The sequence below is a fragment of the Clostridium saccharoperbutylacetonicum N1-4(HMT) genome (genome assembly GCF_000340885.1).
Taxonomy (GTDB): domain Bacteria; phylum Bacillota; class Clostridia; order Clostridiales; family Clostridiaceae; genus Clostridium; species Clostridium saccharoperbutylacetonicum.
In genome coordinates this window covers 165,019-189,705 of sequence record NC_020291.1, presented here as the reverse complement: position 1 = coordinate 189,705, position 24,687 = coordinate 165,019, and the positions used below count along the sequence as shown (strand labels likewise).

The 24,687-nt window shown below is 32.0% G+C and carries 22 protein-coding genes, 1 tRNA gene and 2 other annotated features; all 23 genes read right to left on the bottom strand.

Features of this window, described 5'->3' with window-relative positions; all coding sequences use genetic code 11:
* Nucleotides 1–13: 13 nt before the first annotated feature.
* A complete protein-coding gene (gene rpsG / locus CSPA_RS00905; RefSeq protein ID WP_015390336.1) occupies nucleotides 14–484 on the bottom strand; it encodes a 30S ribosomal protein S7 in 471 nt (156 codons plus the stop codon).
* A gap of 151 nt (nucleotides 485–635) precedes the next feature.
* Nucleotides 636–1,013, bottom strand: coding sequence for a 30S ribosomal protein S12 (gene rpsL, locus CSPA_RS00900; RefSeq protein ID WP_015390335.1), 378 nt, complete (start codon nucleotides 1,011–1,013; stop codon nucleotides 636–638).
* Nucleotides 1,014–1,237: 224 nt separating this feature from the next.
* Nucleotides 1,238–4,774, bottom strand: coding sequence for a DNA-directed RNA polymerase subunit beta' (rpoC, locus tag CSPA_RS00895; protein WP_015390334.1), 3,537 nt, complete (start codon nucleotides 4,772–4,774; stop codon nucleotides 1,238–1,240).
* A gap of 21 nt (nucleotides 4,775–4,795) precedes the next feature.
* Nucleotides 4,796–8,509, bottom strand: a complete 3,714-nt coding sequence (rpoB, locus tag CSPA_RS00890; protein ID WP_015390333.1) for a DNA-directed RNA polymerase subunit beta — start codon at nucleotides 8,507–8,509, stop codon at nucleotides 4,796–4,798.
* A gap of 367 nt (nucleotides 8,510–8,876) precedes the next feature.
* A complete protein-coding gene (gene rplL, locus CSPA_RS00885) occupies nucleotides 8,877–9,242 on the bottom strand; it encodes a 50S ribosomal protein L7/L12 (RefSeq protein WP_015390332.1) in 366 nt (121 codons plus the stop codon).
* Between the two features lie 56 nt (nucleotides 9,243–9,298).
* The gene (rplJ, locus tag CSPA_RS00880; RefSeq protein ID WP_015390331.1) at nucleotides 9,299–9,802 is read right to left on the bottom strand and encodes a 50S ribosomal protein L10; all 504 of its coding nucleotides are present in this window, start codon (nucleotides 9,800–9,802) and stop codon (nucleotides 9,299–9,301) included.
* A 34-nt stretch (nucleotides 9,803–9,836) separates the two neighbouring features.
* Nucleotides 9,837–9,963, bottom strand: a sequence feature (ribosomal protein L10 leader region).
* 43 nt (nucleotides 9,964–10,006) lie between these two features.
* Complete coding sequence (rplA, locus tag CSPA_RS00875) at nucleotides 10,007–10,696, bottom strand: 50S ribosomal protein L1 (protein ID WP_015390330.1); 690 nt, start codon at nucleotides 10,694–10,696, stop codon at nucleotides 10,007–10,009.
* Between the two features lie 54 nt (nucleotides 10,697–10,750).
* On the bottom strand, nucleotides 10,751–11,176 hold the full coding sequence (gene rplK / locus CSPA_RS00870) for a 50S ribosomal protein L11 (protein WP_009167802.1): 426 nt from the start codon (nucleotides 11,174–11,176) through the stop codon (nucleotides 10,751–10,753).
* Nucleotides 11,177–11,246: 70 nt separating this feature from the next.
* Nucleotides 11,247–11,768 carry a transcription termination/antitermination protein NusG gene (gene nusG, locus CSPA_RS00865; RefSeq protein ID WP_015390329.1) on the bottom strand — a complete coding sequence of 174 codons (522 nt, stop codon included), beginning with the start codon at nucleotides 11,766–11,768 and terminating at the stop codon, nucleotides 11,247–11,249.
* Between the two features lie 36 nt (nucleotides 11,769–11,804).
* Nucleotides 11,805–12,038 carry a preprotein translocase subunit SecE gene (gene secE, locus CSPA_RS00860; RefSeq protein ID WP_015390328.1) on the bottom strand — a complete coding sequence of 78 codons (234 nt, stop codon included), beginning with the start codon at nucleotides 12,036–12,038 and terminating at the stop codon, nucleotides 11,805–11,807.
* A 48-nt stretch (nucleotides 12,039–12,086) separates the two neighbouring features.
* Complete coding sequence (gene rpmG / locus CSPA_RS00855; protein ID WP_015390327.1) at nucleotides 12,087–12,236, bottom strand: 50S ribosomal protein L33; 150 nt, start codon at nucleotides 12,234–12,236, stop codon at nucleotides 12,087–12,089.
* Nucleotides 12,237–12,414: 178 nt separating this feature from the next.
* Entirely contained in the window at nucleotides 12,415–13,608 is a 1,194-nt protein-coding gene (gene tuf / locus CSPA_RS00850; RefSeq protein ID WP_015390326.1) for an elongation factor Tu, read from the bottom strand.
* 64 nt (nucleotides 13,609–13,672) lie between these two features.
* A tRNA-Thr gene (locus CSPA_RS00845) sits at nucleotides 13,673–13,748 on the bottom strand.
* Nucleotides 13,749–13,824: 76 nt separating this feature from the next.
* Nucleotides 13,825–14,472 (bottom strand): RNA polymerase sporulation sigma factor SigH, encoded by a 648-nt coding sequence (sigH, locus tag CSPA_RS00840; RefSeq protein WP_017810875.1) that lies wholly within the window; start codon nucleotides 14,470–14,472, stop codon nucleotides 13,825–13,827.
* 59 nt (nucleotides 14,473–14,531) lie between these two features.
* Nucleotides 14,532–15,044: an NYN domain-containing protein gene (locus CSPA_RS00835; RefSeq protein WP_015390324.1), complete on the bottom strand. Its 513-nt coding sequence runs from the start codon at nucleotides 15,042–15,044 to the stop codon at nucleotides 14,532–14,534.
* A 13-nt stretch (nucleotides 15,045–15,057) separates the two neighbouring features.
* Nucleotides 15,058–15,936 (bottom strand): 23S rRNA (guanosine(2251)-2'-O)-methyltransferase RlmB, encoded by an 879-nt coding sequence (rlmB, locus tag CSPA_RS00830; RefSeq protein ID WP_015390323.1) that lies wholly within the window; start codon nucleotides 15,934–15,936, stop codon nucleotides 15,058–15,060.
* A 32-nt stretch (nucleotides 15,937–15,968) separates the two neighbouring features.
* Nucleotides 15,969–16,382, bottom strand: a complete 414-nt coding sequence (locus CSPA_RS00825) for a Mini-ribonuclease 3 (RefSeq protein ID WP_015390322.1) — start codon at nucleotides 16,380–16,382, stop codon at nucleotides 15,969–15,971.
* A gap of 50 nt (nucleotides 16,383–16,432) precedes the next feature.
* On the bottom strand, nucleotides 16,433–17,833 hold the full coding sequence (gene cysS, locus CSPA_RS00820; RefSeq protein ID WP_015390321.1) for a cysteine--tRNA ligase: 1,401 nt from the start codon (nucleotides 17,831–17,833) through the stop codon (nucleotides 16,433–16,435).
* Nucleotides 17,834–17,852: 19 nt separating this feature from the next.
* On the bottom strand, nucleotides 17,853–19,565 hold the full coding sequence (locus tag CSPA_RS00815) for a proline--tRNA ligase (RefSeq protein ID WP_015390320.1): 1,713 nt from the start codon (nucleotides 19,563–19,565) through the stop codon (nucleotides 17,853–17,855).
* Between the two features lie 97 nt (nucleotides 19,566–19,662).
* Nucleotides 19,663–19,847, bottom strand: a binding site (T-box leader).
* A gap of 60 nt (nucleotides 19,848–19,907) precedes the next feature.
* Nucleotides 19,908–20,585 (bottom strand): 2-C-methyl-D-erythritol 4-phosphate cytidylyltransferase, encoded by a 678-nt coding sequence (gene ispD, locus CSPA_RS00810; RefSeq protein ID WP_015390319.1) that lies wholly within the window; start codon nucleotides 20,583–20,585, stop codon nucleotides 19,908–19,910.
* 20 nt (nucleotides 20,586–20,605) lie between these two features.
* On the bottom strand, nucleotides 20,606–21,706 hold the full coding sequence (locus tag CSPA_RS00805) for a PIN/TRAM domain-containing protein (RefSeq protein ID WP_015390318.1): 1,101 nt from the start codon (nucleotides 21,704–21,706) through the stop codon (nucleotides 20,606–20,608).
* Nucleotides 21,707–21,942: 236 nt separating this feature from the next.
* Complete coding sequence (gene disA, locus CSPA_RS00800; protein WP_042314966.1) at nucleotides 21,943–23,007, bottom strand: DNA integrity scanning diadenylate cyclase DisA; 1,065 nt, start codon at nucleotides 23,005–23,007, stop codon at nucleotides 21,943–21,945.
* A gap of 228 nt (nucleotides 23,008–23,235) precedes the next feature.
* The gene (gene radA / locus CSPA_RS00795) at nucleotides 23,236–24,612 is read right to left on the bottom strand and encodes a DNA repair protein RadA (RefSeq protein WP_015390316.1); all 1,377 of its coding nucleotides are present in this window, start codon (nucleotides 24,610–24,612) and stop codon (nucleotides 23,236–23,238) included.
* Between the last annotated feature and the right edge of the window lie 75 nt (nucleotides 24,613–24,687).

Here is a 24,687-nt window from a genome sequence, read left to right as displayed (position 1 = left end):
AGTTTTATTTTTATTAGTATCTGTAATGAGCAAATGCTTTATTAGCTTCTGCCATTTTATGAGTATCTTCTCTCTTCTTAACAGCTGCTCCTGTGTTATTAGATGCATCTAATAATTCACCAGCAACTCTTTCACTCATTAGCTTTTCGCCTCTTTTTCTTGCTGCTATTAACATCCATCTTATTCCTAATGTCTGTCTTCTTTCAGGTCTAACTTCTATTGGAACTTGATATGTAGCACCACCTATTCTTCTAGCTTTAACTTCAAGTAATGGCATTACGTTATTCATAGCTTCTTCAAATACCTCTAAAGCTTCTTTTCCACTTCTTTTTGCCATTAATTCAAATGCTTCATAGCATATCTTTTGGGCAACACCCTTCTTACCATCTTCCATTATGCTGTTTATAAATTTAGTAACAACTTTTGAATTGTACACTGGATCTGGTAATACATCTCTTTTTGCAATATGTCCTTTTCTTGGCACTTTTCTTCCCTCCTTAACATTTTAAATTTAAGTTCATCGGTACTCGGCATTTTTATAACACCGCAAAGCGCTACATCTTTTACATCTATATAAACTGAAATTCAAATCTATAACTCATGTTGAAGATAAGCACTATTTTTAATTAAAAAGCCTATTTTTGTTTAGGTTTCTTAGCACCGTACTTTGATCTTCCTTGTAATCTGTTAGCTACTCCAGCACAATCTAATGCACCTCTTACAATATGGTATCTAACACCAGGAACGTCTTTAACTCTTCCACCTCTTATTAGAACAACACTATGTTCTTGTAAGTTGTGGCCCACTCCACCAATATATGCAGTTACTTCATATCCATTTGTCAATCTTACTCTGGCAATTTTTCTTAACGCTGAGTTAGGTTTCTTAGGAGTTGTTGTTTTAACTACTGTACATACTCCTCTTTTTTGTGGACATTCTTTAAGTGCTGGTGCAGTTGACTTAACTGCTGTTGTCTTTCTACCTTTTCTTACCAATTGGCTAATAGTTGGCATCTTTTCACCTCCCAATAATTTATTTATCTATTTTTAAATTAAGATAAACGCAAATAATTAAATTATAGTTATGTATTAAATACATACTAAACCAACAGTTCAACGTAATGTAAAGTTTACCTATTAGAATTATTATATTAACACATATTTGCGTGATCTCACATATGAAATCACACAAACTGTATTTTATCATTTAACATTATATATGTCAATATAATTAAATTCTATTCTTCAACCACTTCTGTAACTGCTTCTTCTACTAATTGGTTATCTGTTTCTACTTTTAAAGATCTATATCTCATCATTCCAGTACCAGCTGGAATCAACTTACCAATTATTACATTTTCTTTCAATCCAACTAAAGGATCAACTTTTCCTTTAATTGCTGCTTCCGTTAATACTCTTGTGGTTTCTTGGAACGAAGCCGCCGATAAGAAACTATCAGTTGCTAATGCTGCTTTAGTAATACCTAGTAGAGTTTGTTCTCCTTTTGCTTCTTCTCCGCCAAATTCTCTAACTCTAGCATTTTCCTCATGAAAATCAAACATATCAATCATAGTTCCTGGCAATAAATCTGAATCTCCTGATTCAAGAATTTTTATTTTTCTAGTCATTTGTCTAACAACTACCTCTAAATGCTTATCATTAATATCAACACCTTGTAGTCTATAAACTTTCTGAACTTCCGAAAGTAAATATCTTCTTGCTCCATCTATACCTTTTATGCTCATAATATCATGAGGATTTACCGAACCTTCTGTAATTTCATCTCCGGCTTCAATGTAATCTCCTTCATTCACTTTTAATCTCGAACCGAACGGTATATCATAGCTACGTTCTTCACCATCTGAACTCATAACTATCACTGTTCTCTTTTTCTTCGTTTCTTCCATTTTTACACTACCAGTAATTTCACTTACAATTGCAAGTCCCTTTGGCTTTCTAGCTTCAAATAATTCTTCAACTCTAGGTAACCCCTGGGTAATATCTGCTCCAGCAACTCCACCTGTATGGAATGTTCTCATAGTAAGCTGAGTTCCTGGTTCCCCAATTGATTGTGCAGCTATTATTCCAACAGCTTCACCTATATCAATCTTTTTAGCAGTAGCCATGTTCATACCATAACATTTAGCACAAACTCCAACTTTACATTTACAAGTAAATACTGATCTGATTTTTACTTTCTTAACTCCTGCTGAAACAATCTTATCTGCTGCATATGGATCCATATATTCATTTCTTGGATAAATCACATCTCCATTATTAGGATCAATAATATCTTCAGCAGTATATCTTCCAATTAATCTTTCTCTTAATTCTTCGATAGTTTCATTGCCTTCTTTTATTTCACTTACAACAATTCCATCTTCTACACCACAGTCTTCTTCCCTTACTATAACATCTTGTGATACATCAACAAGTCTTCTTGTCAAATATCCTGAATCCGCAGTTTTTAAAGCTGTATCTGCATTACCTTTTCTAGCACCATGTGTAGATGAGAAATATTCAAGAACATCTAATCCTTCTTTAAATGAAGCTCTAATTGGTAACTCGATAATCTTACCAGATGGACTTGCCATAAGTCCTCTCATACCAGCTAATTGCTTGATTTGAGATTTTGATCCTCTGGCTCCTGAGTCAGCCATCATATATATAGGGTTGAACTTATCAAGACTATCCATTAATGCATTAGCAACATCTTCAGTAGTTTGAGTCCATTTTTCTATAACTCGTTCATATCTTTCCTCATCTGAAATGAATCCTCTTTTATACATCTTTTCAATCTTTTCAATTGTTTCATCTGCTTCTTTAAGTAATTCATATTTAGAATCTGGTACTATTATATCTGATGATGCAACTGTAACAGCTCCAATTGATGAATAATGATATCCTAAAGCTTTGATATTATCAAGCATTATAGATGTCTTAACTGGACCATGTTTCATATAGCATTGATCGATTATTTTTCCCAAAGACTTTTTAGTAACCAAGAAATCAACTTCTAAATTGAACATTTCTTCTTCATTCTCTCTATTAACTAAGCCTAAGTTTTGCGGTATAGATTCATTAAATATAATCTTTCCAACAGTTGTTTTGATTATTTTAGACTTTGAAACTCCATCAACAGTTCTAAACATTCTAACATTTATTTGAGCATGGATGTCAATTTCCTTAACTTGATATGCCATTATAGCTTCGTCTTTACTAGAGAATACCATACCATCACCTTTGGCTTCATTTCTATCCATAGTTAGATAGTATGATCCCAAAACCATATCTTGTGTTGGTACACATACTGGCTTACCATCTGATGGTTTTAAAATGTTTGTTGCTGCTAACATTAAAAATCTTGCTTCAGCTTGTGCTTCAACTGAAAGTGGAAGATGGACAGCCATCTGATCTCCATCAAAGTCTGCATTGTAAGCTGTACATGCTAGTGGATGCAACTTAATAGCTCTACCTTCTACTAAAACTGGTTGGAATGCTTGAATACCTAGTCTATGTAAAGTAGGCGCACGGTTAAGCAATACTGGATGATCTGCAATTACTTCTTCTAAAACATCCCATACTTGAGGCAATACTCTTTCAACCATTCTTTTAGCACTCTTTATATTATGAGCAATTCCATCCTGAACCAACTTCTTCATTACAAATGGCTTAAATAACTCTATAGCCATTTCTTTTGGTAATCCACATTGGTACATTTTCAATTCTGGTCCAACAACTATAACTGATCTACCTGAGTAGTCAACTCTTTTTCCAAGTAAGTTTTGTCTAAATCTTCCTTGCTTACCTTTAAGCATATCTGATAATGATTTTAAAGGTCTATTTCCTGGTCCAGTTACTGGTCTTCCTCTTCTACCATTATCGATAAGTGCATCCACAGCTTCTTGAAGCATTCTTTTTTCATTTCTTACTATTATATCCGGAGCCCCTAAATCTAATAGTTTCTTCAATCTGTTGTTTCTATTAATAACTCTTCTATATAAGTCATTTAAATCAGATGTTGCAAATCTTCCCCCATCTAATTGAACCATAGGTCTCAAGTCTGGTGGTATTACTGGTATTACATTTACAACCATCCATTCTGGATTGTTTCCTGACTTTCTAAAAGATTCTACTACTTCAAGTCTTCTTATAATTCTAACCTTTTTTTGCCCAGTACTTTGCTTAAGTTCTTCCTTTAATTCCTTTGAACCATTTTCCAAGTCAATTTCTCTAAGCAATTCTTGAATAGCTTCTGCTCCCATTCCAGCTACGAAACTTTCATCTCCATATTTATCTACAGCTTCTCTATATTCTTTTTCGTTAAGAAGCTGTTTCTTCAATAACGGAGTTTCTTTTGGGTCAATTACTATATAAGATGCAAAATATAAAACTTTTTCTAAAGCTCTTGGTGACATATCCAAAATTAATCCCATTCTTGATGGAATTCCTTTAAAGTACCAAATGTGAGATACCGGGGCAGCCAATTCTATATGCCCCATTCTTTCTCTTCTAACTTTAGCTTTTGTGACTTCAACTCCACATCTATCACAAACTATGCCTTTATATCTTACTCTTTTATATTTTCCACAATGACATTCCCAATCTTTCATTGGTCCAAAAATTCTTTCACAGAACAAACCATCTCTTTCTGGCTTTAAAGTTCTGTAGTTAATTGTTTCAGGCTTTTTAACCTCTCCTCTTGACCATTGTCTTATTTGCTCTGGAGATGCTAAGCCAATTTGTATTGCATCAAAATTATTTAATTCAAACAAGGGTAAATCCTCCCTTCAATATTAGTGTTCATCATTAAAATCATCTAGTTCTAATTCTGTCTCAAGCTCTTCAATATCGACACTCTCATCATAATCAATATCATCTATATCTTCATCTGGATTTTGATCATAACTATCATCAGCTATTGTTCCTTCTGGTTCTTGCATAATTACTTCTTCAGTACCTTCTATGTTAACTTCCAGGTTTGCCATATCTTCATCAACAAATTCTTTTAAAGTCACTTCTTCATTTGCATCATTTAAAACCTTAATATCTAAGCATAATGCTTGAAGTTCTTTAATAAGAACCTTAAATGATTCTGGAACTCCTGGTTCAGGTATATTTTCACCTTTGACTATAGCTTCATATGTCTTAACTCTACCTACAACATCATCTGATTTAACAGTCAATATTTCTTGTAATGTATGCGCCGCACCATATGCTTCTAAAGCCCAAACTTCCATTTCACCAAATCTTTGACCTCCAAATTGAGCTTTACCTCCTAATGGCTGTTGAGTAACTAGTGAATATGGACCTGTAGATCTTGCATGTATTTTGTCATCTACCAAATGGTGAAGTTTTAATATATACATTATACCTACAGTTACTAGATTGTCAAAAGGCTCTCCTGTTCTACCATCATATAATACAGTTTTAGCATTAGCATTAAATCCAGCTTTTACCAAACATTCTGTAATTTCTTCTTGAGTAGCTCCATCAAATACTGGTGTAGCTATATGCCAACCTAAATGACTAGCTGCCCAACCTAAATGTACTTCAAGTACTTGCCCGATATTCATACGCGAAGGTACTCCAAGTGGATTTAAGCATATTTGAAGCGGTCTACCATCTGGTAAAAACGGCATATCTTCTTCTGGTAATATTCTAGAGATAACCCCTTTATTACCATGACGCCCAGCCATTTTGTCTCCTACAGATATTTTTCTTTTTTGTGCGATATAACATCTTACAAGTTCATTTACTCCAGGATTTAATTCATCCCCATTTTCCCTTGTAAAAACTTTAATATCAACTATTATTCCAGCTTCTCCATGAGGTACTCTTAAAGATGTATCTCTAACTTCTCTAGCTTTTTCACCAAAGATTGCTCTTAATAATCTTTCTTCTGCAGTTAGTTCAGTTTCACCCTTAGGTGTTACTTTTCCAACTAATATATCTCCTGATCTTACTTCTGCACCAATTCTTATGATACCTCTATCATCTACATCTTTAAGAGCATCTTCACTTACATTTGGAATATCTCTTGTGATTTCTTCTGGTCCAAGCTTAGTATCTCTTGCTTCACATTCATATTCTTCTATATGCATAGATGTAAATACATCTTCTCTTACTAATTCTTCAGAAATAAGCATAGCATCTTCGTAATTATAACCTTCCCAAGTTATGAATCCCATTCTTATATTCTTACCTAGTGCAATTTCTCCTAAATCTGTAGACGGACCATCTGCAATTACTTGGTTCTTGTAAACCAATTCTCCTAAATCAACTATAGGTCTTTGGTTTATACATGTTCCAGAGTTACTTCGCTTAAACTTTAATAGCTTATATATATCAGTTCCTCCATCAGAATCTCTTTTGATTCTAATTTCACTACCTGATACATAAGTAACAACACCTGCATTTTTTGCCTTTGGCAATACACCTGAATCTACAGCTGCTTTAAACTCTATTCCTGTTCCAACAATTGGTGCTTGTGGATTTAACAATGGAACTGCTTGACGTTGCATGTTAGATCCCATAAGTGCTCTTGTAGCATCATCATTTTCAAGGAACGGAATCATAGCAGTTGCTACAGATACCATTTGTCTTGCAGATACGTCAATCAAATCAACTTCTGTTGCTGGGACAACTAAAACATCATCTAAATGCCTAACTGTAACCCTTTTTTCTATGAATTGACCATTTTCAGCCATCGGTGTTTTTGCTTGAGCAATTAAGCATTGATCTTCTTCGTCAGCTGTAAAATATCTAATTTCATCAGTAGCTCTCGAATTTTCTTTATCTACAATTCTATACGGTGTTTCAATAAAGCCATACTCATTAACCTTTGCGAAAGTAGCCAATGAATTTATTAATCCTATATTAGGACCTTCTGGTGTTTCAATCGGACACATTCTACCATAATGTGAATGGTGAACGTCTCTTACTTCGAAACCAGCTCTTTCTCTTGAAAGACCTCCTGGCCCCAACGCTGATAATCTTCTTTTATGTGTAAGTTCTGATAATGGATTAGTTTGATCCATGAATTGCGATAATTGTGAACTACCAAAGAATTCTTTAATAGCCGCTGCTACTGGTCTTATGTTAATTAACATTTGAGGAGTTATTGCTTCTTGATCTTGAATAGTCATTCTTTCTTTAACTACTCTCTCCATTCTAGATAAACCAATTCTGAATTGATTTTGCAATAATTCACCTACAGATCTTAATCTTCTATTTCCTAGATGATCTATATCATCAACATAACCTACTCCATAAGCTAATCCTAATTCATAACTAATAGTTGCAAATATATCGTCTCTTATAATATGTTTTGGAATAAGCTTATTAATATTTTTCTTTATTTCTTCTTTAATGCTTTTCTCATCTGAGAAATTATCTAATATTTCCTTTAATGTTGGATAGTGTACCATTTCTTTTATTCCTAAATCAGAAACATCAAATGAAACTTGTTTCTTCAAATCAACAAAATTATTGCTGATTACTCTAATAACTTTATCCTCTATTAATACATCAACAGATTTTATACCAGCGTTTTGAATTTGTTCAGCCATTAATCTGCTTATCTTCTGGCCATTTTCAACCATAATCTCACCAGTTTGTGGATTAACAATGTCAGTAGCTGCAACTTGATTAGCAATTCTTAAATTCAACGCAAGTTTTTTATTGAATTTGTATCTACCAACTCTAGATAGATCGTATCTCTTTGCATCAAAGAACAATGTATCAATTAATGATATTGCACTATCAACAGTTGGTGGCTCACCTGGTCTTAATCTCTTATATATTTCAAGTAAAGCTTCTTCTTTTGTTTTAGTATTATCCTTTTCTATTGAAGCTCTAAATCTTTCTTCTTCTCCAAAAAAGTCTAATAACTCTTGGTCACTTCCTAATCCCATTGCTCTTGCTAAAATAGTTATCGATAATTTTCTAGTTTTATCAATTCTTACATAAATGATATCGTTAGAATCTGTTTCATATTCTAACCATGCTCCTCTATTAGGGATTACAGTTGATGAAAATAATTTCTTACCGCTCTTATCTATTGAGTAATTGTAATATACTCCCGGCGACCTTACTAACTGACTTACAATAACTCTTTCAGCACCATTAATTAAAAAGGTACCTTGTTCTGTCATTAATGGGAAGTCACCCATAAACACTTCTTGTTCTTTAATTTCACCTGTTTCATTATTTTGTAATCTAATCGAAACTTTTAATGGTGCTGCATATGTTGAATCTCTTTCTTTGCATTCTTCAACAGAATACTTGATATTTTCCATATCAAGCTTGTAATCTACAAACTCAAGCACTAAATTCCCTGTGAAGTTTGTGATAGGATTAATATCATCAAATACTTCATGCAGCCCTTCTCTTAAAAACCATTCATATGAATCTAATTGTACCTCAATTAAATTCGGCATTTCAGTAACGTCATTAACTTTACCAAAACTCATTCTTGTTCTTTTTCCAACTTTGACAGGATGTACCATGAATTTTCACCCCTTGTATAAAATAAACTAAAATAGCCAAAAGCATACTTTCCCTAAGGACTTTTGCTTTCGGACAGCGTCTTTTTATAGTATAACCATTATTCACCAGGTTATACTCTTTATTTCCACTATAAACATATAATATCCCATAGTGAATAATACATTATATTATAATACCATATGCATTTTATCTCGTCAAGAAATACTATAAAAAACACTAGAAATATTATTTCATTAATTCACTTAACTATATCTTTTTTAATTTATAAAGCTATATAAAATACTCATAAACAAAAAGCATTTTATATAGCTTTATAAATGCAGCTTAAAAAAGGTGCTTAAAAAGCACCTTTTTATATTAAATAAATTACTTGATTTCTACAGTAGCTCCAACTTCAGCTATTTTAGCTTTCATGTCTTCAGCTTCTTCTTTAGAAACGCCTTCTTTTAATGTCTTAGGAGCTCCATCAACTATTTCTTTAGCTTCTTTTAATCCTAATCCAGTTATTTCTCTTACTACTTTGATAACTTTAATCTTGTTATCTCCTGCACTAGCTAATATTACGTCGAATTCAGTTTTTTCTTCAGCAGCAGCTCCACCAGCTACAGCTCCACCAGCTACAACAGCAGCAGCAGCACTTACTCCAAATTCTTCTTCACAAGCCTTTACTAATTCGTTTAAGTCTAAAACGCTCATTTCTTTTATTGCTTGAATTATATCTTCTCTTGTCATTTTAATAGCACCTCCGAAATTTTTTTAAATTAATTATTGTTTTATTTTTCTGCTTATTATTCTGCAGATTCAGTTCCCTTACTATCAGCAATAGCACTTAATACACGTGCAAAGCTTGATATTGGAGACTTGATACTTCCAAGAAGTTTTGCAATAAGAACTTCTTTTGATGGTATTGATGCAAGTTGTTTAATCTTATCTGCATCATAGATTTCACCTTCTACAATACCGGCTTTTAATTCTAACTTCTTGTGATCTTTAGCAAAATCATTTAGAACTCTCGCTGCTACTGTTACATCTTCATAACCAAACGCAATAGATACAGGTCCCTCTAAATGTTCTACTATACCATCTAAGCCTAATTCTTTAGCTGCTAAAATAACCAAAGTATTTTTATATACTTTATATTCAACGCCAGCTTCTCTTAAATTTTTTCTAAGAGCAGTATCTTCTTCTACATTTAACCCTTGATACTTACTAAGAACAACAGCTTTTGATTTTTCTAATTTTTCCTTAATTTCAGCAACTTTAGCTTCTTTAAGTTCTCTGTTTTTATTCATTATTGTAGTCCACCTCCTCACAGTTTAAAACTGCTTCTTTTATCAAAAAGACCTTCCCGCAGACAGGAAGGTCTATAATACATCTATTATAATCAACCTAGGTGGGTAGTATATCGTTATGCTTTCGCACCCACTGTCTACGGGGAAAATATTCTCTTTTTTACAACATTAAGATTATACTACTTAATATCCATTAAGTCAATATTAATCTAAAGCTTTTGTAGGATTAATTTTTGCACTTGGTCCCATTGTGCTTGAAACTGATACTGATTTTAAGTATTGTCCTTTTGCAGCTGCTGGTTTTGCTTTAACTAAAGCATCCATTAATGCTGTAAAGTTTTGCTTTAACTTTTCAGTTCCAAATGATTTCTTTCCAATTGGGCAGTGAACTATAGCTGTTTTGTCAACTCTATATTCAACTTTACCAGCTTTGATTTCTTCAATCGCTTTAGCAACATCAAATGTTACTGTTCCTGATTTTGGATTTGGCATTAATCCCTTTGGTCCTAATACTCTACCAATTCTACCAACAACACCCATCATATCTGGAGTTGCAACAACAACATCATAATCAAACCAATTTTCACTTTGAATTTTTTGAACTAATTCTTCAGCTCCAACAAAATCTGCTCCTGCTTGTTGCGCTTCTGCTGCTTTATCACCTTTTGCAAATACAAGTACTCTTACTGTTTTCCCTGTTCCGTTTGGTAATACAACAGCACCTCTTACTTGTTGATCAGCATGTCTTGGATCTACACCTAATCTTACATGTAGTTCAATAGTTTCATCAAAGTTAGCCTTTGCAGTTTTTAATGTAAGGTCTAATGCTTCTACTGGATTATATAATGCACTCTTATCTATAAGCTTTGCACTTTCAATGTATTTTTTTCCCATAATTTGCCTCCTCTGTGGTATTAACGGTTTTGACCTCCCACTTATTTTTAAGAATTACTCTTCAATAGTTACGCCCATACTTCTTGCTGTTCCAGCAATCATTCTCATTGCTGATTCAACATTTGCAGCATTTAAATCTGGCATCTTAGTTTCAGCGATCTTTCTTAATTGATCCTGTGTTAATTTACCAACTTTTGTTTTGTTAGGTACTCCAGAACCACTTTCTAACCCTAATTCCTTTTTGATTAGAACTGCTGCTGGAGGAGTCTTTAGTATAAAACTAAAAGATCTATCTTGGTAAACTGTGATAACTACTGGTATTATTAAACCAGCTTGATTTGCAGTTTTTGCATTGAACTCCTTACAGAATCCCATTATGTTTACACCATGTTGACCTAAAGCTGGACCTACAGGTGGAGCTGGTGTTGCCTTACCTGCTTGAAGTTGAAGTTTAATCATTCCAGTTACTTTCTTAGCCATTTTGTTATTCCTCCTATTACTGTGGTATAACGAACTTTTAGTTCTCCCACTTAATTAAAATTAGTTATATTTAAACTAATTTTTCAACTTGATTAAAGTCTAATTCAGCAAGAGTTTCCCTGCCAAACATCTCTACTAAAGCTTTCACTTTATGTTTTTCAACAATTATCTCTTGTATTGTAGCCACTGAATCTCTTAATGGTCCTGAGATAATTCTTATGCTTTCCCCTACTTCCAAATCAATATCAACTGGCATTTCTAATACACCCATTGATTCAACTTCTTCATCAGACAGAGGAACTGGTTTAGATCCTGGACCAACAAATCCTGTCACGCCCCTAGTATTTCTAACAACGTACCAAGCTTCATCACCCATTAACATTTTCACAAGCACATATCCAGGAAACTTTTTCTTTAATGAAACTTTTTGTTTTCCATCTTTTTCTTCAACCACTTCTTCCATAGGTACTTGTATATCATGGATTAATGCTTCAAGATTTCTGTTTTCAATTGCTTTTTCTAAGTTTGCCTTAACTTTATTTTCGTATCCTGAGTATGTATGTACTACATACCATCTTGCTCTATCACTCATACTTATCAGGCAGTTTTACACCACCCTAACCTCCTTTTATTTTAATTTTAAAAACATATCAAAGAGGTTTCTGAAAATAAAATCAAACCCACCAACTAATATTGTATACATTAGCGTGAATGTTATAACTGCAATAAATGCTTTCTTTGTCTCATCTTTCGAAGGCCAAGTTATTTTCTTCTTAACCTCTACCTTAACCTCTCGGAAAAAACCAAGCAAACCATTATTTTTAACAGCTTTTTCAGTCTTTGCATTATCTTTTACTGACATATCTTCACATCCTTAAATTTAATAACTATATGTCATGACTACTGCTAATTATTTTGTTTCTCTATGAAGAGTGTGCTTTTTACAGAATTTACAATACTTTTTCATTTCTAATCTATCTGGATCATTTTTTTTGTTTTTCATTGAATCATAATTTCTTTGTTTACACTCTGTGCATGCTAAAGTTATTTTTGTTCTCATGACTGCACCTCCAGTTTTTCATATATTAAATCAAGAAATTTATTTTCTTGCTTTTCCCTAATTTGCATTGTTTAAAATGTCACTTTTATAAAATATCATAGAATATTTCAATTGTCAATCATCCTTTAAATAGGACTAAGTTATAAAACTTAGCCCTATCGTGATGATTTCTAGTTCCCTATTCTACTATACTAGTAACAACTCCAGAACCTACAGTTCTTCCACCTTCTCTGATAGCGAATCTTAATCCTTCATCCATTGCGATTGGAGTGATTAATTCTACATTCATATCAATGTGATCTCCAGGCATTACCATTTCCATTCCGTCTGGTAATTTGATTGATCCTGTAACGTCTGTTGTTCTGAAATAGAATTGTGGTCTATATCCATCGAAGAATGGAGTATGTCTTCCACCTTCTTCTTTCTTAAGTACGTATACTTGACCTACAAATTTTGTGTGAGGGTGTACTGAATTTGGTTTTGATAATACTTGACCTCTTTCAATATCAGTTCTTTGAACTCCTCTTAATAATGCTCCAATGTTATCCCCTGCTTGCGCTTCGTCTAATAACTTTCTGAACATTTCGATTCCAGTTACTACAACCTTCTTCTTTTCTTCTGATAATCCAACGATTTCTACTTCATCTCCTACGTGAAGTATTCCAGCTTCAACTCTTCCTGTTGCAACTGTTCCTCTTCCTGTAATTGTGAATACATCTTCGATTGGCATTAAGAATGCTTTATCTGTTGCTCTTTCTGGAGTTGGGATATAGCTATCTACTGCTTCCATTAAGTCCATGATTGGCTTAATTGCTTCTTCATCTGTTGGGTTTTCTAATGCTTTTAATGCTGATCCTGTTATTACTGGAATATCGTCTCCTGGGAAGTCATATTCACTTAATAATTCTCTAACTTCCATTTCAACTAATTCTAATAATTCTGGATCATCTACCATATCTGCTTTATTTAAGAATACTACGATATATTGGATACCTACTCTTGATCCAAGTAAGATATGTTCTCTTGTTTGTGGCATTGGACCATCTGCTGCTGATACAACTAAGATAGCTCCATCCATTTGTGCTGCTCCTGTGATCATGTTCTTAACATAGTCAGCATGTCCTGGACAGTCAACGTGAGCATAGTGTCTGTTTTCTGTTTGGTATTCAACGTGTGCTGTATTGATTGTGATTCCTCTTTCTTTTTCTTCTGGAGCCTTATCAATATCTGCATAGTTAAATGCTTCTGCAAATCCTTTGTTTGCTAATACTGTTGTTATTGCTGCTGTTAATGTTGTCTTACCATGGTCTACGTGACCTATTGTTCCAATATTAACGTGTGGCTTACTTCTTTCATACTTTGCTTTTGCCATTGTAATTTTCCTCCCTTAATTATCATGTGATAAACTTAGCCTAGTGTTTTTTATTTTTATTGTTTGGAGCTCACAATCGGGATTGAACCGACGACCTCCACCTTACCAAGGTGACGCTCTACCGACTGAGCTATGTGAGCGTTCAAAATTGCTATATTCTGTGATATACCAATTATAAAGTTTACTATTTTTCTTTATATTTGTCAATATAAATTCTCACTTTAAATCCAAGCATTTTTCTAATTTTCTCTTTACTCTTTGCAATGCATTATCAATAGATTTTGAGTGTCTTTCTAAGTTACTTGCAATTTCTTGATATGATTTACCATCTAAATACGATGTAAGAACTTCTAACTCCAAATCAGAAAGCACCTTTGATATTTTTTCTTCAATATAATCCATTTGTTCCTTACTTATCATTAATTCTTCAGGATCTGAAATTTTTAATCCTACTAATACATCTAAAAGAGTTCTTTCAGATTCTTCTTCATATATTGGTTTATTTAATGACACATAAGTATTTAATGGAATATGTTTTTGTCTTGTAGCTGTTTTTATTGCAGTTATAATTTGTCTAACCACACATATTTCTGCAAAAGCCTTAAATGATGTTGACTTTTCTGGATTGAAGTCTCTAATAGCCTTATATAGGCCTATCATTCCTTCTTGATAAATATCCTCTTTGTCTGCTCCAATTAAAAAATATGCTTTAGCCTTTGATTTTACAAAGTTCTCATATTTTGAAATCAAATATTCTTGAGCTCTATTGTCCCCATTTTTAGCTTTCACGACTATTTCTTCATCTAGCTTATCTTTAAAATCTAAAAAACCTTCCAATTGCGTATTCTCAACTCTCTTCTGCATTAAACTCACCAATCATTTAAACAATTATACCCCAGTTAATTTAAGTTAGTCAACTGAATTTACTTGCCTCTTCTAATTTGTTCTAATATTTCTGCTGTTCTTTCATCTATATTATCGCTTATACTATTTCTATGTTGATTTTTATTTTTGTCAGCTTTTATTTTTATAGATTTTTCTACCTTAAGCACCTCATTGTAAAATTCTAGGGATGACATTCTAACTGCACCTCGCTGAAAAACAATTTGCTGTTCTAGACTATCCGATGTAACAACAACAATCTCATGCTTTCTTCCTAGAACATTAACTTTTTTCTCAATATAATTATCTGCTGTTTCTCCATCCTTAGTAAAAACTACAGAAATATTTTTATTTACTTCTTCTTTTTTTTCAAGACTCCCTATGACCTTGTGAGCATCAAAAACTAAAATTATCTTACAAGCCTTAAAAACTCCATAATTATGTAATTTATCAATTAGAATTTGTCTTGCAGCTTCAAAACTAAAATCTTTGGTTTGCTTTAAGTTTGGCCAACTGTTTATAACATTATACCCATCTACAAAAATAGTTTTCACGATATACCTCTTTCTATTTTAATCGTCCCTTTAAAACCTCATACATAATTATACCACCGGCTACAGATGCATTTAAAGAATTAATCTTACCTACCATCGGTATTTTTATTAATTTATCGCATTTTTGAACTGTTAACTTAGAAATTCCTCTTCCTTCATTTCCAATTATAACTGCACAAGGGCCACTAAAATCTACTTGATAACTATATTCATCAGCTCGTATATCCGCACCATAGACCCAAATACCTTTTTCTTTCAATTCTTCTATTACTGTATTTATGTTAGTAACCTTAGCTATTTTAACATGTTCTATTGCACCTACTGATGATTTATAGACCGTTGTACTAACAGATGCGCTTCTTCTTTTTGGAATAATAATCCCATGAACTCCGAATAATTCTGCCGTTCTTACTATTGAACCTAAATTATGTGGATCTTCAATTTCATCTAATATTACAATAAATGGGCTTTCTCCCTTTTCTTTTGCAAATGCTAGAATATCTGACACTTCAGAATACCTGTATGGTGTTATTTTAGCTATCACTCCTTGATGAGCCTCTCCTTCACACATAGAATCAAGTTTTCTTTTATCAACTTCTTTAATTAAAATTCTCTTCTCTTTTGCTAAACTAACGATTGTTTTTATAGATCCCTCTAATTTACTATTTGATATGTATAAGGTTTCAATTGTTCTTTCACCTTTTAAAGTTTCTATAACAGCATTTCTTCCAATAACTATATCTTCTCTTTCTTGAATTTCATTCCTTGCTTCTTTTCTATCCTTGTTCTTTATTTTAGTAAAATCATTATTCTTCAATTCAGATCTGCCTTTATTCTTTTCAAATTTATCAAACTTGCCTTTTGCATTCATTTCCTTAGTTTTCCCTTCCATATGCACCCATCCTTTTTTCTAAAATATAGAAATCATTTTATTATGTTAATACATTGATTAAATATCGCTTTCAATCGTTCTCTATTTCCTATTAAGTATAAATATCCTACTAATGCCTCAAATCCTGTAGCCATTCTATAGTCTCTTACATCTGCATTCTTAGGGACTGTTTGTGACTTTGCATTTCTTCCTCTTTTATAAATTCCTTCTTCTTCTTCATCTAAATCTTTTTCAATTTCATGCATTATATTTGCTTGACTTTTAGCCTTAACATATTTTATTGCATTAATATGAATTTTATTAGCCGACAATGCTGAATTTTTTGTCAAAATATAATTTCTAATAAATATTTCATATACACCATCACCTATTAATGCTAATTGAAGTGGATTTAATAGTCTTGCCTCCTCCTTTGAAAATTCCTTCATTCTTAAATCATCTAACATTTTAATTCTCCTTTTAAATAAGGGCTGCAAAATTGCAACCCTTTCTTTAATTAATCAATCTTTTTCCATCTAACACCTTGTGGTGTGTCCTCTAAAATTATATTTCTACTCTTTAAATCATCCCTTATTTTATCTGCCAAAGCAAAGTCTCTGTCTTTTCTTGCTTGTTGCCTTCTATCAATAAGTTCTTGAATTTCAGCTTCTAAATCCTTTTTCATATATGTCTGAAGAATCCCTAACGGCTTTCCAAGTTCTCTTACTAATTTCTTTGTCTCTTCACATAATTCAGCTGAAGAATTTATATTTACATTGTTATTTATATCTTTAGCTAAATCAAATAATACTGAAATTGCATCTGCTGTATTAAAATCATCATCCATTTTCTCTATAAACTTTTCTCTATATTTTGATAGTGATTTTAAATAATCATCTTCCCCATTATCCATAGTCTTTTTACTAACTTCATCCTTTAAATTCTCAAGATTATTTATACAGTTATATAACCTTTCTATTGATGCTTTAGCAGAATCTAAAAGTTCTTTTGTAAAGTTTATTTGAATTCTATAATGTCCTGATAACATTAAAAATCTTATTGCATCTGCATCATATTCTTGAAGAATCTCTCTTGCTGTAAAAAAATTATTTAGTGATTTTGACATTTTTTTATTATCAACATTAACAAATGCAGCATGTAACCAATAATTTGCAAATTTCTTTCCTGTTACAGCTTCACTTTGTGCTATTTCATTTTCATGATGTGGGAATTTCAAATCCATACCACCTGCATGAATGTCAATAGTGTCCCCCAATAGTTTCTTTGCCATACAAGAACATTCTATATGCCATCCCGGTCTTCCTAATCCCCATGGACTTTCCCATGCAGGTTCACCTGGTTTTTGTGCTTTCCATATAGCAAAATCCATTGGGTCTTTTTTTCGTTCATCAACAGAAATCCTTGCTCCAGCTTGTAGATCTTCCAAATTTTGACCAGCCAATTGTCCATAGTTACTGAATTTTTTTGTGCTATAATATACATCTCCATCTACTTCATACGCAAAATCTGCTGCAATTAGTTCTTCAACAAATTTTATTATGTCTTTGATGTACTCCGTTGCTCTAGGATTAACACTAGCTCTTTCAATATTTAAAGCATCTGCATCTTGGTAGTACTCATTTATATATTTATCCCCTAGTTCTTTTACTGTAATTCCTTCATCATTTGCCTTATTAATCATCTTATCATCTATGTCAGTAAAATTCTGAATAAACTCAACCTTGTATCCTCTGTATTCCAAGTATCTTCTAATTGTATCAAATACTATAAATGTCCTCCCATTACCAATATGAAAGAAATTATATACAGTAGGCCCACACACGTACATCTTAACTTCACCTGGGATAATCGGTATAAACTCTTCTTTTTGCTTAGTTAAAGTATTATAGACCTTCATTAACTTTCCTCCTAAAAATTTATTTTAACTTTATATTATTTTTATCAAACTCAGTTTTTATTATATTACAAACATCTTTTATTTTCATCACTTCCATTTCACCATTTCTAAGTTTAAATTCTATTTCTCCATCGCCAATTTTCTTACCAACAGTTACTCTCATCGGTATTCCCATTAACTCTGAATCCTTAAATTTCACTCCCGCTCTTTCATTTCTATCATCTAAAAGTACTTCTATACCCATATTTACTAGATCTTCATAAATATTCTTAGCTACTTCAACTTGCTCTTCATCCTTAATATTTACAGGAATAACTGAAACATGATATGGAGCAACGGATAATGGCCAAATTATACCATTCTCATCATGATGTTGTTCAATGATTGACGCCATTGTTCTAGTAACACCAATACCATAGCACCCCATAATAAATGGTTTTTCTTTCCCATCCTCATCTATGAAATTAGCATTCATAGCTTCTGAATATTTTGTTCCAAGCTTAAATATATGCCCAACTTCAGTTCCTCTTGCAATAGTAACTATTCCACCACAAACAGGACATTTTTGGCCTTCAACAACTTTTCTAAAGTCACCAACTATTCCTTCAAAATCCCTTCCATAATTTACATTTTTCAAGTGATATCCTGTTTCATTAGCTCCAGAAATAAAATTGTACATATTTTTAACTTCTTCATCTACTAACACAATATCAGCTTTTATTCCGACAGGTCCAGCGAATCCAATATCACAACCAGCTGCATTTATATATTCTTCATGAGATGCCATCTCCATGTCTCCTGAAGCATCAACAGCATTAGCTACTTTAACTTCATTAACTTCTCGGTCTCCCCTTACAAATACAGCAATAATTTTTTCGTCAACTTTATATAATAAAGTTTTAACTGTTTTTATTGAAGATACATTTAAAAATGCTGATACTTCTTCTATTCCTCTACTATTAGGAGTAGCTATTTTTTCTATTTCCATCAATTCTTGCTTTTCCTCTTTTTCAGCAGGAGAAGATGCTTTTTCAATATTAGCTGCATAGTCACATTCAGTACAGAATACTACATCATCTTCTCCAACTTCTGATTTAACCATAAATTCTGCTGAGTTTGATCCTCCTATTGCTCCAGAATCTGCTGCAACACACTTAGCATCTAAACCGCATCTATTAAATATTTTAACATATGCGTCATGCATCTTGTCATAAACAAAATCTAATCCTTGTTGATCTTTATCGAAGCTATATGCATCCTTCATTACGAATTCCCTTGATCTCATAACACCAAATCTTGGTCTGCGTTCATCTCTATATTTAGTTTGAATTTGGTATAAATTTAGTGGTAATTGCTTATAAGACTTAATTTCATTTCTAGCAATATCTGTGAATACTTCTTCATGGGTTGGTCCTAAACAAAAATCTCTTTCCCCTCTATCTTTCAATCTGAACATTTCTGCTCCATAAGCATCCCATCTACCTGACTCCTGCCATAATTCTGCTGGAATCATGGCTGAAGCCAAAAATTCTTGTGCCCCTGTTGCATTCATTTCTTCCCTTACTATATCTTCTATTTTTTTTAATACTCTTAATCCAAGTGGCATATAATTATATACACCTGCTGCCATTTTTCTTATCATCCCTGCTCTCAGCATCAATTTATGACTATCAATCTCTGCTTCTGCTGGCACTTCCCTCAATGTAGATATTAACATATTAGACATTTTCATTTGAACATTTCCTCCTAAAAATTCACTTTATTAATCGCTTGTAAAACTATCATTTAATTTATAATTTCCCAAAATAAAAAAGTCCGCCTAATAAATATATTAGGGCGAACTTATCATCGCGGTACCACCTAAATTTGTTCTCTAATAATGATAACGGTATTAAACCGATAGTTTTTATCTATGCTCAAAAGCTGGTTCGAAGCTCTGCTTAAAAGTCTTTCAGCCTACGGACTTTTTCTCTTATAAAAAATGACTTCTACTATTCTTCATCATCGCTTTATAAACTTAATTTAATTTTAATTTATTATAACTTCTCAGATTTTGCCTGTCAATACACACTAATTATACCATTCTCGCAAAATGCTTTGCAAAAACTAAATCTTCTGGAGTTGTTATTTTTATATTGGTATAATCACCTTCATATATATATACTTTGTTTCCAAAATTCTCTACCACAGCAGTATCATCAGTAACTACTATTTTACTTTTTTTAACCTTTTTATGGCATTCATATATTAGATTAAAGTCAAAGGCTTGAGGAGTTTGAATTGCAACAAGACTATCTCTTTCTAAGGTATTTACTGAAAAATTCTTTTCATCTCTAATTTTAATTGTATCTTTAGGTTTAACACCTGGAGCTGCCGCTCCATAAATTCTAGTATATTTAATAGCATCATTTATGACTCTTTGTGAAACAAATGGTCGAGCGCCATCATGTATTAAAACTATATCCGATCCATTTAATTGATCTAAAGCGTTATATACCGAATCCTGCCTCTCCTTACCACCAACAACAATTTTATGAATTATGAGCCCATATTTGTCCAAAACTTCATTCTTACAATACTCTTTTTCATCTTCAGGAACTACCAAAACAATTTTATCAATATATTTATTATCTATGAATTGTTTTAATGTATAATAAAGAATTGGCTTTCCTTCTAATTCAATATATTGCTTGCTTTTAGAGCATCCCATTCTCTTGCCTCTTCCACCTGCTAATACAATTGCGCTAACCATCCTGAAAAATCTCCTTAATTTTAATTCTCTTTAGGTTTTGCAAAAATCATTCTTCCTGCTGCCGTTTGAAGAACTGAAGTAACCATAACATCGGTTGTTTGTCCTATATATTTTCTTCCTCCCTCAACAACAATCATAGTTCCATCTTCTAAATACGCAACCCCTTGGCTTGACTCTTTACCATCCTTAACGATATCAATCCTCATTTCTTCCCCAGGAAGAACTACTGGTTTTATTGCATTTGATAATTCATTTATATTTAATACTGGAACACCTTGAAATTCAGCTACCTTATTTAAATTATAATCATTAGTTATAACTTTTCCATCCATCTTTTGCGCTAATTTTAATAATTTTGCATCTACTTCAGCAATCTTAGGGAAATCATCATCCACAATTTGAGTTTCAATTGATAATTCTTTTTGTATTTTATTTAGTATATCTAAGCCTCTTCTTCCCCTGTTTCTTTTCAATGAATCAGAAGAATCAGAAATATGTCTCAACTCATCTAACACAAAATTAGGTATCACCAATGGACCCTCAATAAATCCAGTTTCACAAATATCAAATATTCTCCCATCAATTATAACTGATGTATCTAATACTTTTGGTATTCCTTTTATAGAATCTTTACCTGATTCCTTAGCTTTCTTTTCTTTAATTGCAGGCTTCTTAAAATTAAGAAGAAGTGCAGTTATATCATCTTTCTTTTTAATCATTATTTCTGCACCTATCACAGCTGCTAATACATTTAATAAAATCAATATGATAGGTCCTACTTTAGGCACACTGTTTATTGGTTCTGCAATAAAAGTCATAAGAATCAAAGCAATAACTGCTCCAAAAGTTCCATATAATATTTCTGTTATGCTCATTTTCTGCATACTTTTTTCAATATACTCAATTAAATTAGCAATTCCTTTATATATATTAGGTGAAAAAATATAAAATATAAGTCCAAAAAGAAAAGATATAACAATTACAAATATAACCATCCCTACAGTACTTGAAAGATAGCTTAAACTCTCAATTTGTGGTATCGTTAATAATAGTTCCGATATAAAGTATCCTATTATAATTCCAATTATAAAAAAAATACCTCTTACTAATTTCTTTAACACATGTTTCACCTCCTTCTAATCATTTACACATTTGTGATATTTTAATCACTTTATATATATTATCTCAACAATATTAATTATAACATATATTATCCTATATCTAAAATGAATAAATTATTAAGTTTACGAAGTAATCTCCTATAAAAAGAGACTGACCTAAAGCATAGCTGTAATAAATTAAAATATATAGATTCATTTATTAACCAACTTTCATTTTAAGACAGTTCTATTCTAGACTATATTTCTTTTTTTAATAATACTTGTTCCTTTATTCGTTTCAATCCATCCTTGATTGCAGTAGCTCTAGCTTCTCCGATTCCCTCAACATTGTCTAGTTCATTAATATCAGCATCTATTATATTACTAAGTTCTTTAAATTCCTTAATTAAGTTATCTATAACATTAGATGGTATCCTTGGAACTTTGCTTAACACCCTGTATCCCTTTGGAGATATTAATGTATCCATCAGTGGAACTGCACTATATCCCAATGCTCGTGAAATTGCATCTAAATCTAACAATTCTGACGAATTTAGTTTTTGAATATGTTCATATACCTCATTATATTGTAATGCATCCTTACAATAATCTCTAATTAGTAATATTCCATCTCTCTCTATATGCTTCACCAACTCATTAAGTTGCATAGATATTAATCGTCCTTCATTTCCAAGTTCTAATATATACATATTAATTTCTTCAACTATTCTCATTACCATTTCAGTTCTTTGAACAGCTGTAACTACATCAAAAAGAGTTGTTAAGTCCTGAAATTCTAGTAAATTTAAATTATTTACAACTCTTTCAAGTACAGAAACATACTTTTCTAATGTTTGAAGTGCTTGATTAGCTTTACCTAAAATCACACTACTCTCTCTCAAAACGTACTTTATATCACCTTTGTACATAGTTATTATATTTCTCCTTTGAGAAATTGCAATAACTACATTATTAGTTTGTTTAGCTACCCTATGAGCTGTCCTATGCCTAGTACCAGTTTCATATGTTGGTATGGAGGAATCCGGAATTAATTGAGCATTGGCACATACAATTCTTTTTAAATCAGCAGAAATTACAATTGCACCATCCATTTTAGCTAACTCATATGCATATGAAGGAGTATATTCTGAATTGATATAAAAACCTCCATCAACTAATTTCATAATTTCTTCATCATCACCAATTACTAATAAACCACCTGTTTTTGCCCTTAATATATTTTCAAGTCCTTCCCTTAGTTGAGTGCCTGGGCACATTATTTTTAATACATTCTTTATTCCTATTCCCTTTTCTATTCTCATACACTCACCCATTTTCATAAAAAATTATTATCTCTCGTTAACAAAACTCTCATTCTAAAACTATTTTTCACTTAGAAATATTAATACTAAAATATAAATCTCTTAGACTATAATACTATAATAACTATAATCTCTCAATGATATTTGATGAAATTAAATTATAATAAATTATTTTGTAGAAAAATGTTTTTATCTTCTAAATACAAATTTTATTTTTTTAATATTATATTAACAATTGTACACATGTTTTATTACATCTATCAATGTTTTTAGCTCGAATATTTGTATTTTTTTAAAATTATTGGTTTTTGTAAATGAATCATAAGCCACATAAACCTTTTTGAATCCCATTCTCTCAATTTCTTTAATCCGACTTTCTAAGGATGGTACTTTTTTAAGTTCTCCAGTTAATCCTACATCAGCAATAAAAGCAATATTCGATTCTATCCCTTGTTGTTTCACTGATGAAACTATACTCATTATTACAGCTAAATTTATACCTTGCTCTCTTATCTTTATACCACCTGTAGTTTTTATGATAACATTTTTATCATATAAATTTATATTACCTCGCTGTTCTAAAATAGATATTAATGTATTTAACTTATCTTTACCTAATGTTTCACCTATTCTAGTTGGATATGGAGTAAAACTCTTAGATACTAAACTCTCTATCTCTGTTATAATACATCTTGTCCCTTCCTTGATGACAGTCAATGCACTCCCTGATATTACTTCACCTTCTTCACGTTTTGTCATGAAAAATTCTGATGGATTATCTATTGAAACAATTCCTTCCTCTCGCATTTGAAAGAATCCATTTTCAATTCCACCGAATCTATTCTTTGAACTTACAAGTACACGTAATTCTTCATCATTATCATCCTCTATAATAAGAACAGTATCCACTAAATGTTCTAATGCTCGTAACCCAGCTAATTCATCATTTTTTGTCATTTGCCCTACTATAATAACAGCTCTAGGCCTCTTCTCATTTTTTGCAACATGAAGCAACGCATTAGCACATTCCATTGTTTGAGTTGGAGATCCTGCTCTTGCTGGTAATGATGCTTCCATGGTGAATGTTTGGATACTATCTATAATTACCATATCAGGATCTATTTCTTCCACAGCATCTAGTACATTATCAAGATTATTTTCTTGTAATACCCATATATTTTCATGAATTTTATCAAGAATCCTATCTGCTCTATTTTTTATCTGACTATCACTTTCTTCTCCAGATGCATAAATTACTTTATATCCTTCTTTAGCAATGCAATTTGAAATTTGTAAAAGCAGTGTTGATTTTCCTGCTCCTGGTCTAGCTGTTATAATAGAAATTGAATCCTTAACAATTCCTCCACCCATTACACGATCAAATTCATTTATACCTGTAACTATCCTATTACTCTTACTAGATACTACCTCATAAAGCTTCTTTATACTTTTTTTAGATGTTTGGCGTGTTCTAGAATCTGTATTTTTAAGTTCAACTGTAATTTCCTCCAGTGTATTCCAACTGCTACATGTTGGACATTTCCCCAACCACTTTATACTCTCAAAACCACAATTTGAACACCTATATAATGTTTTCTTTTTCATATAATGTCTCCTTTTTTATTCACTCCTATAAATATCTTTATGCTACCTAAATAAATTTCTTTTAATTAAAATGGA

Bases quoted from the DNA above. Each gene is read 5' to 3' on its own strand.
- ispD (WP_015390319.1), bottom strand. From the start codon at position 20,585: ATGGTTAGCGCAATTGTATTAGCAGGTGGAAGAGGCAAGAGAATGGGA.
- CSPA_RS00815 (WP_015390320.1), bottom strand. From the start codon at position 19,565: ATGAAAATGTCTAATATGTTAATATCTACATTGAGGGAAGTGCCAGCA.
- rpoB (WP_015390333.1), bottom strand. From the start codon at position 8,509: ATGGTACATCCTGTCAAAGTTGGAAAAAGAACAAGAATGAGTTTTGGT.
- rpmG (WP_015390327.1), bottom strand. From the start codon at position 12,236: ATGAGAACAAAAATAACTTTAGCATGCACAGAGTGTAAACAAAGAAAT.
- nusG (WP_015390329.1), bottom strand. From the start codon at position 11,768: ATGAGTGATAGAGCAAGATGGTATGTAGTACATACATACTCAGGATAC.
- rpsL (WP_015390335.1), bottom strand. From the start codon at position 1,013: ATGCCAACTATTAGCCAATTGGTAAGAAAAGGTAGAAAGACAACAGCA.
- CSPA_RS00825 (WP_015390322.1), bottom strand. From the start codon at position 16,382: ATGTTAGATGATTTAAGAATGAAGGAATTTTCAAAGGAGGAGGCAAGA.
- rplK (WP_009167802.1), bottom strand. From the start codon at position 11,176: ATGGCTAAGAAAGTAACTGGAATGATTAAACTTCAACTTCAAGCAGGT.
- disA (WP_042314966.1), bottom strand. From the start codon at position 23,007: ATGAGAATAGAAAAGGGAATAGGAATAAAGAATGTATTAAAAATAATG.
- rlmB (WP_015390323.1), bottom strand. From the start codon at position 15,936: ATGGAAGGGAAAACTAAGGAAATGAATGCAAAAGGCAAGTTTGATAAA.
- rplL (WP_015390332.1), bottom strand. From the start codon at position 9,242: ATGACAAGAGAAGATATAATTCAAGCAATAAAAGAAATGAGCGTTTTA.
- secE (WP_015390328.1), bottom strand. From the start codon at position 12,038: ATGTCAGTAAAAGATAATGCAAAGACTGAAAAAGCTGTTAAAAATAAT.
- radA (WP_015390316.1), bottom strand. From the start codon at position 24,612: ATGAAAAAGAAAACATTATATAGGTGTTCAAATTGTGGTTTTGAGAGT.
- rplJ (WP_015390331.1), bottom strand. From the start codon at position 9,802: ATGAATAAAAACAGAGAACTTAAAGAAGCTAAAGTTGCTGAAATTAAG.
- tuf (WP_015390326.1), bottom strand. From the start codon at position 13,608: ATGGCAAAAGCAAAGTATGAAAGAAGTAAGCCACACGTTAATATTGGA.
- sigH (WP_017810875.1), bottom strand. From the start codon at position 14,472: ATGCAGAAGAGAGTTGAGAATACGCAATTGGAAGGTTTTTTAGATTTT.
- cysS (WP_015390321.1), bottom strand. From the start codon at position 17,833: ATGAAGGTCTATAATACTTTAACTAAGCAAAAAGAAGAGTTTATACCG.
- rplA (WP_015390330.1), bottom strand. From the start codon at position 10,696: ATGGGAAAAAAATACATTGAAAGTGCAAAGCTTATAGATAAGAGTGCA.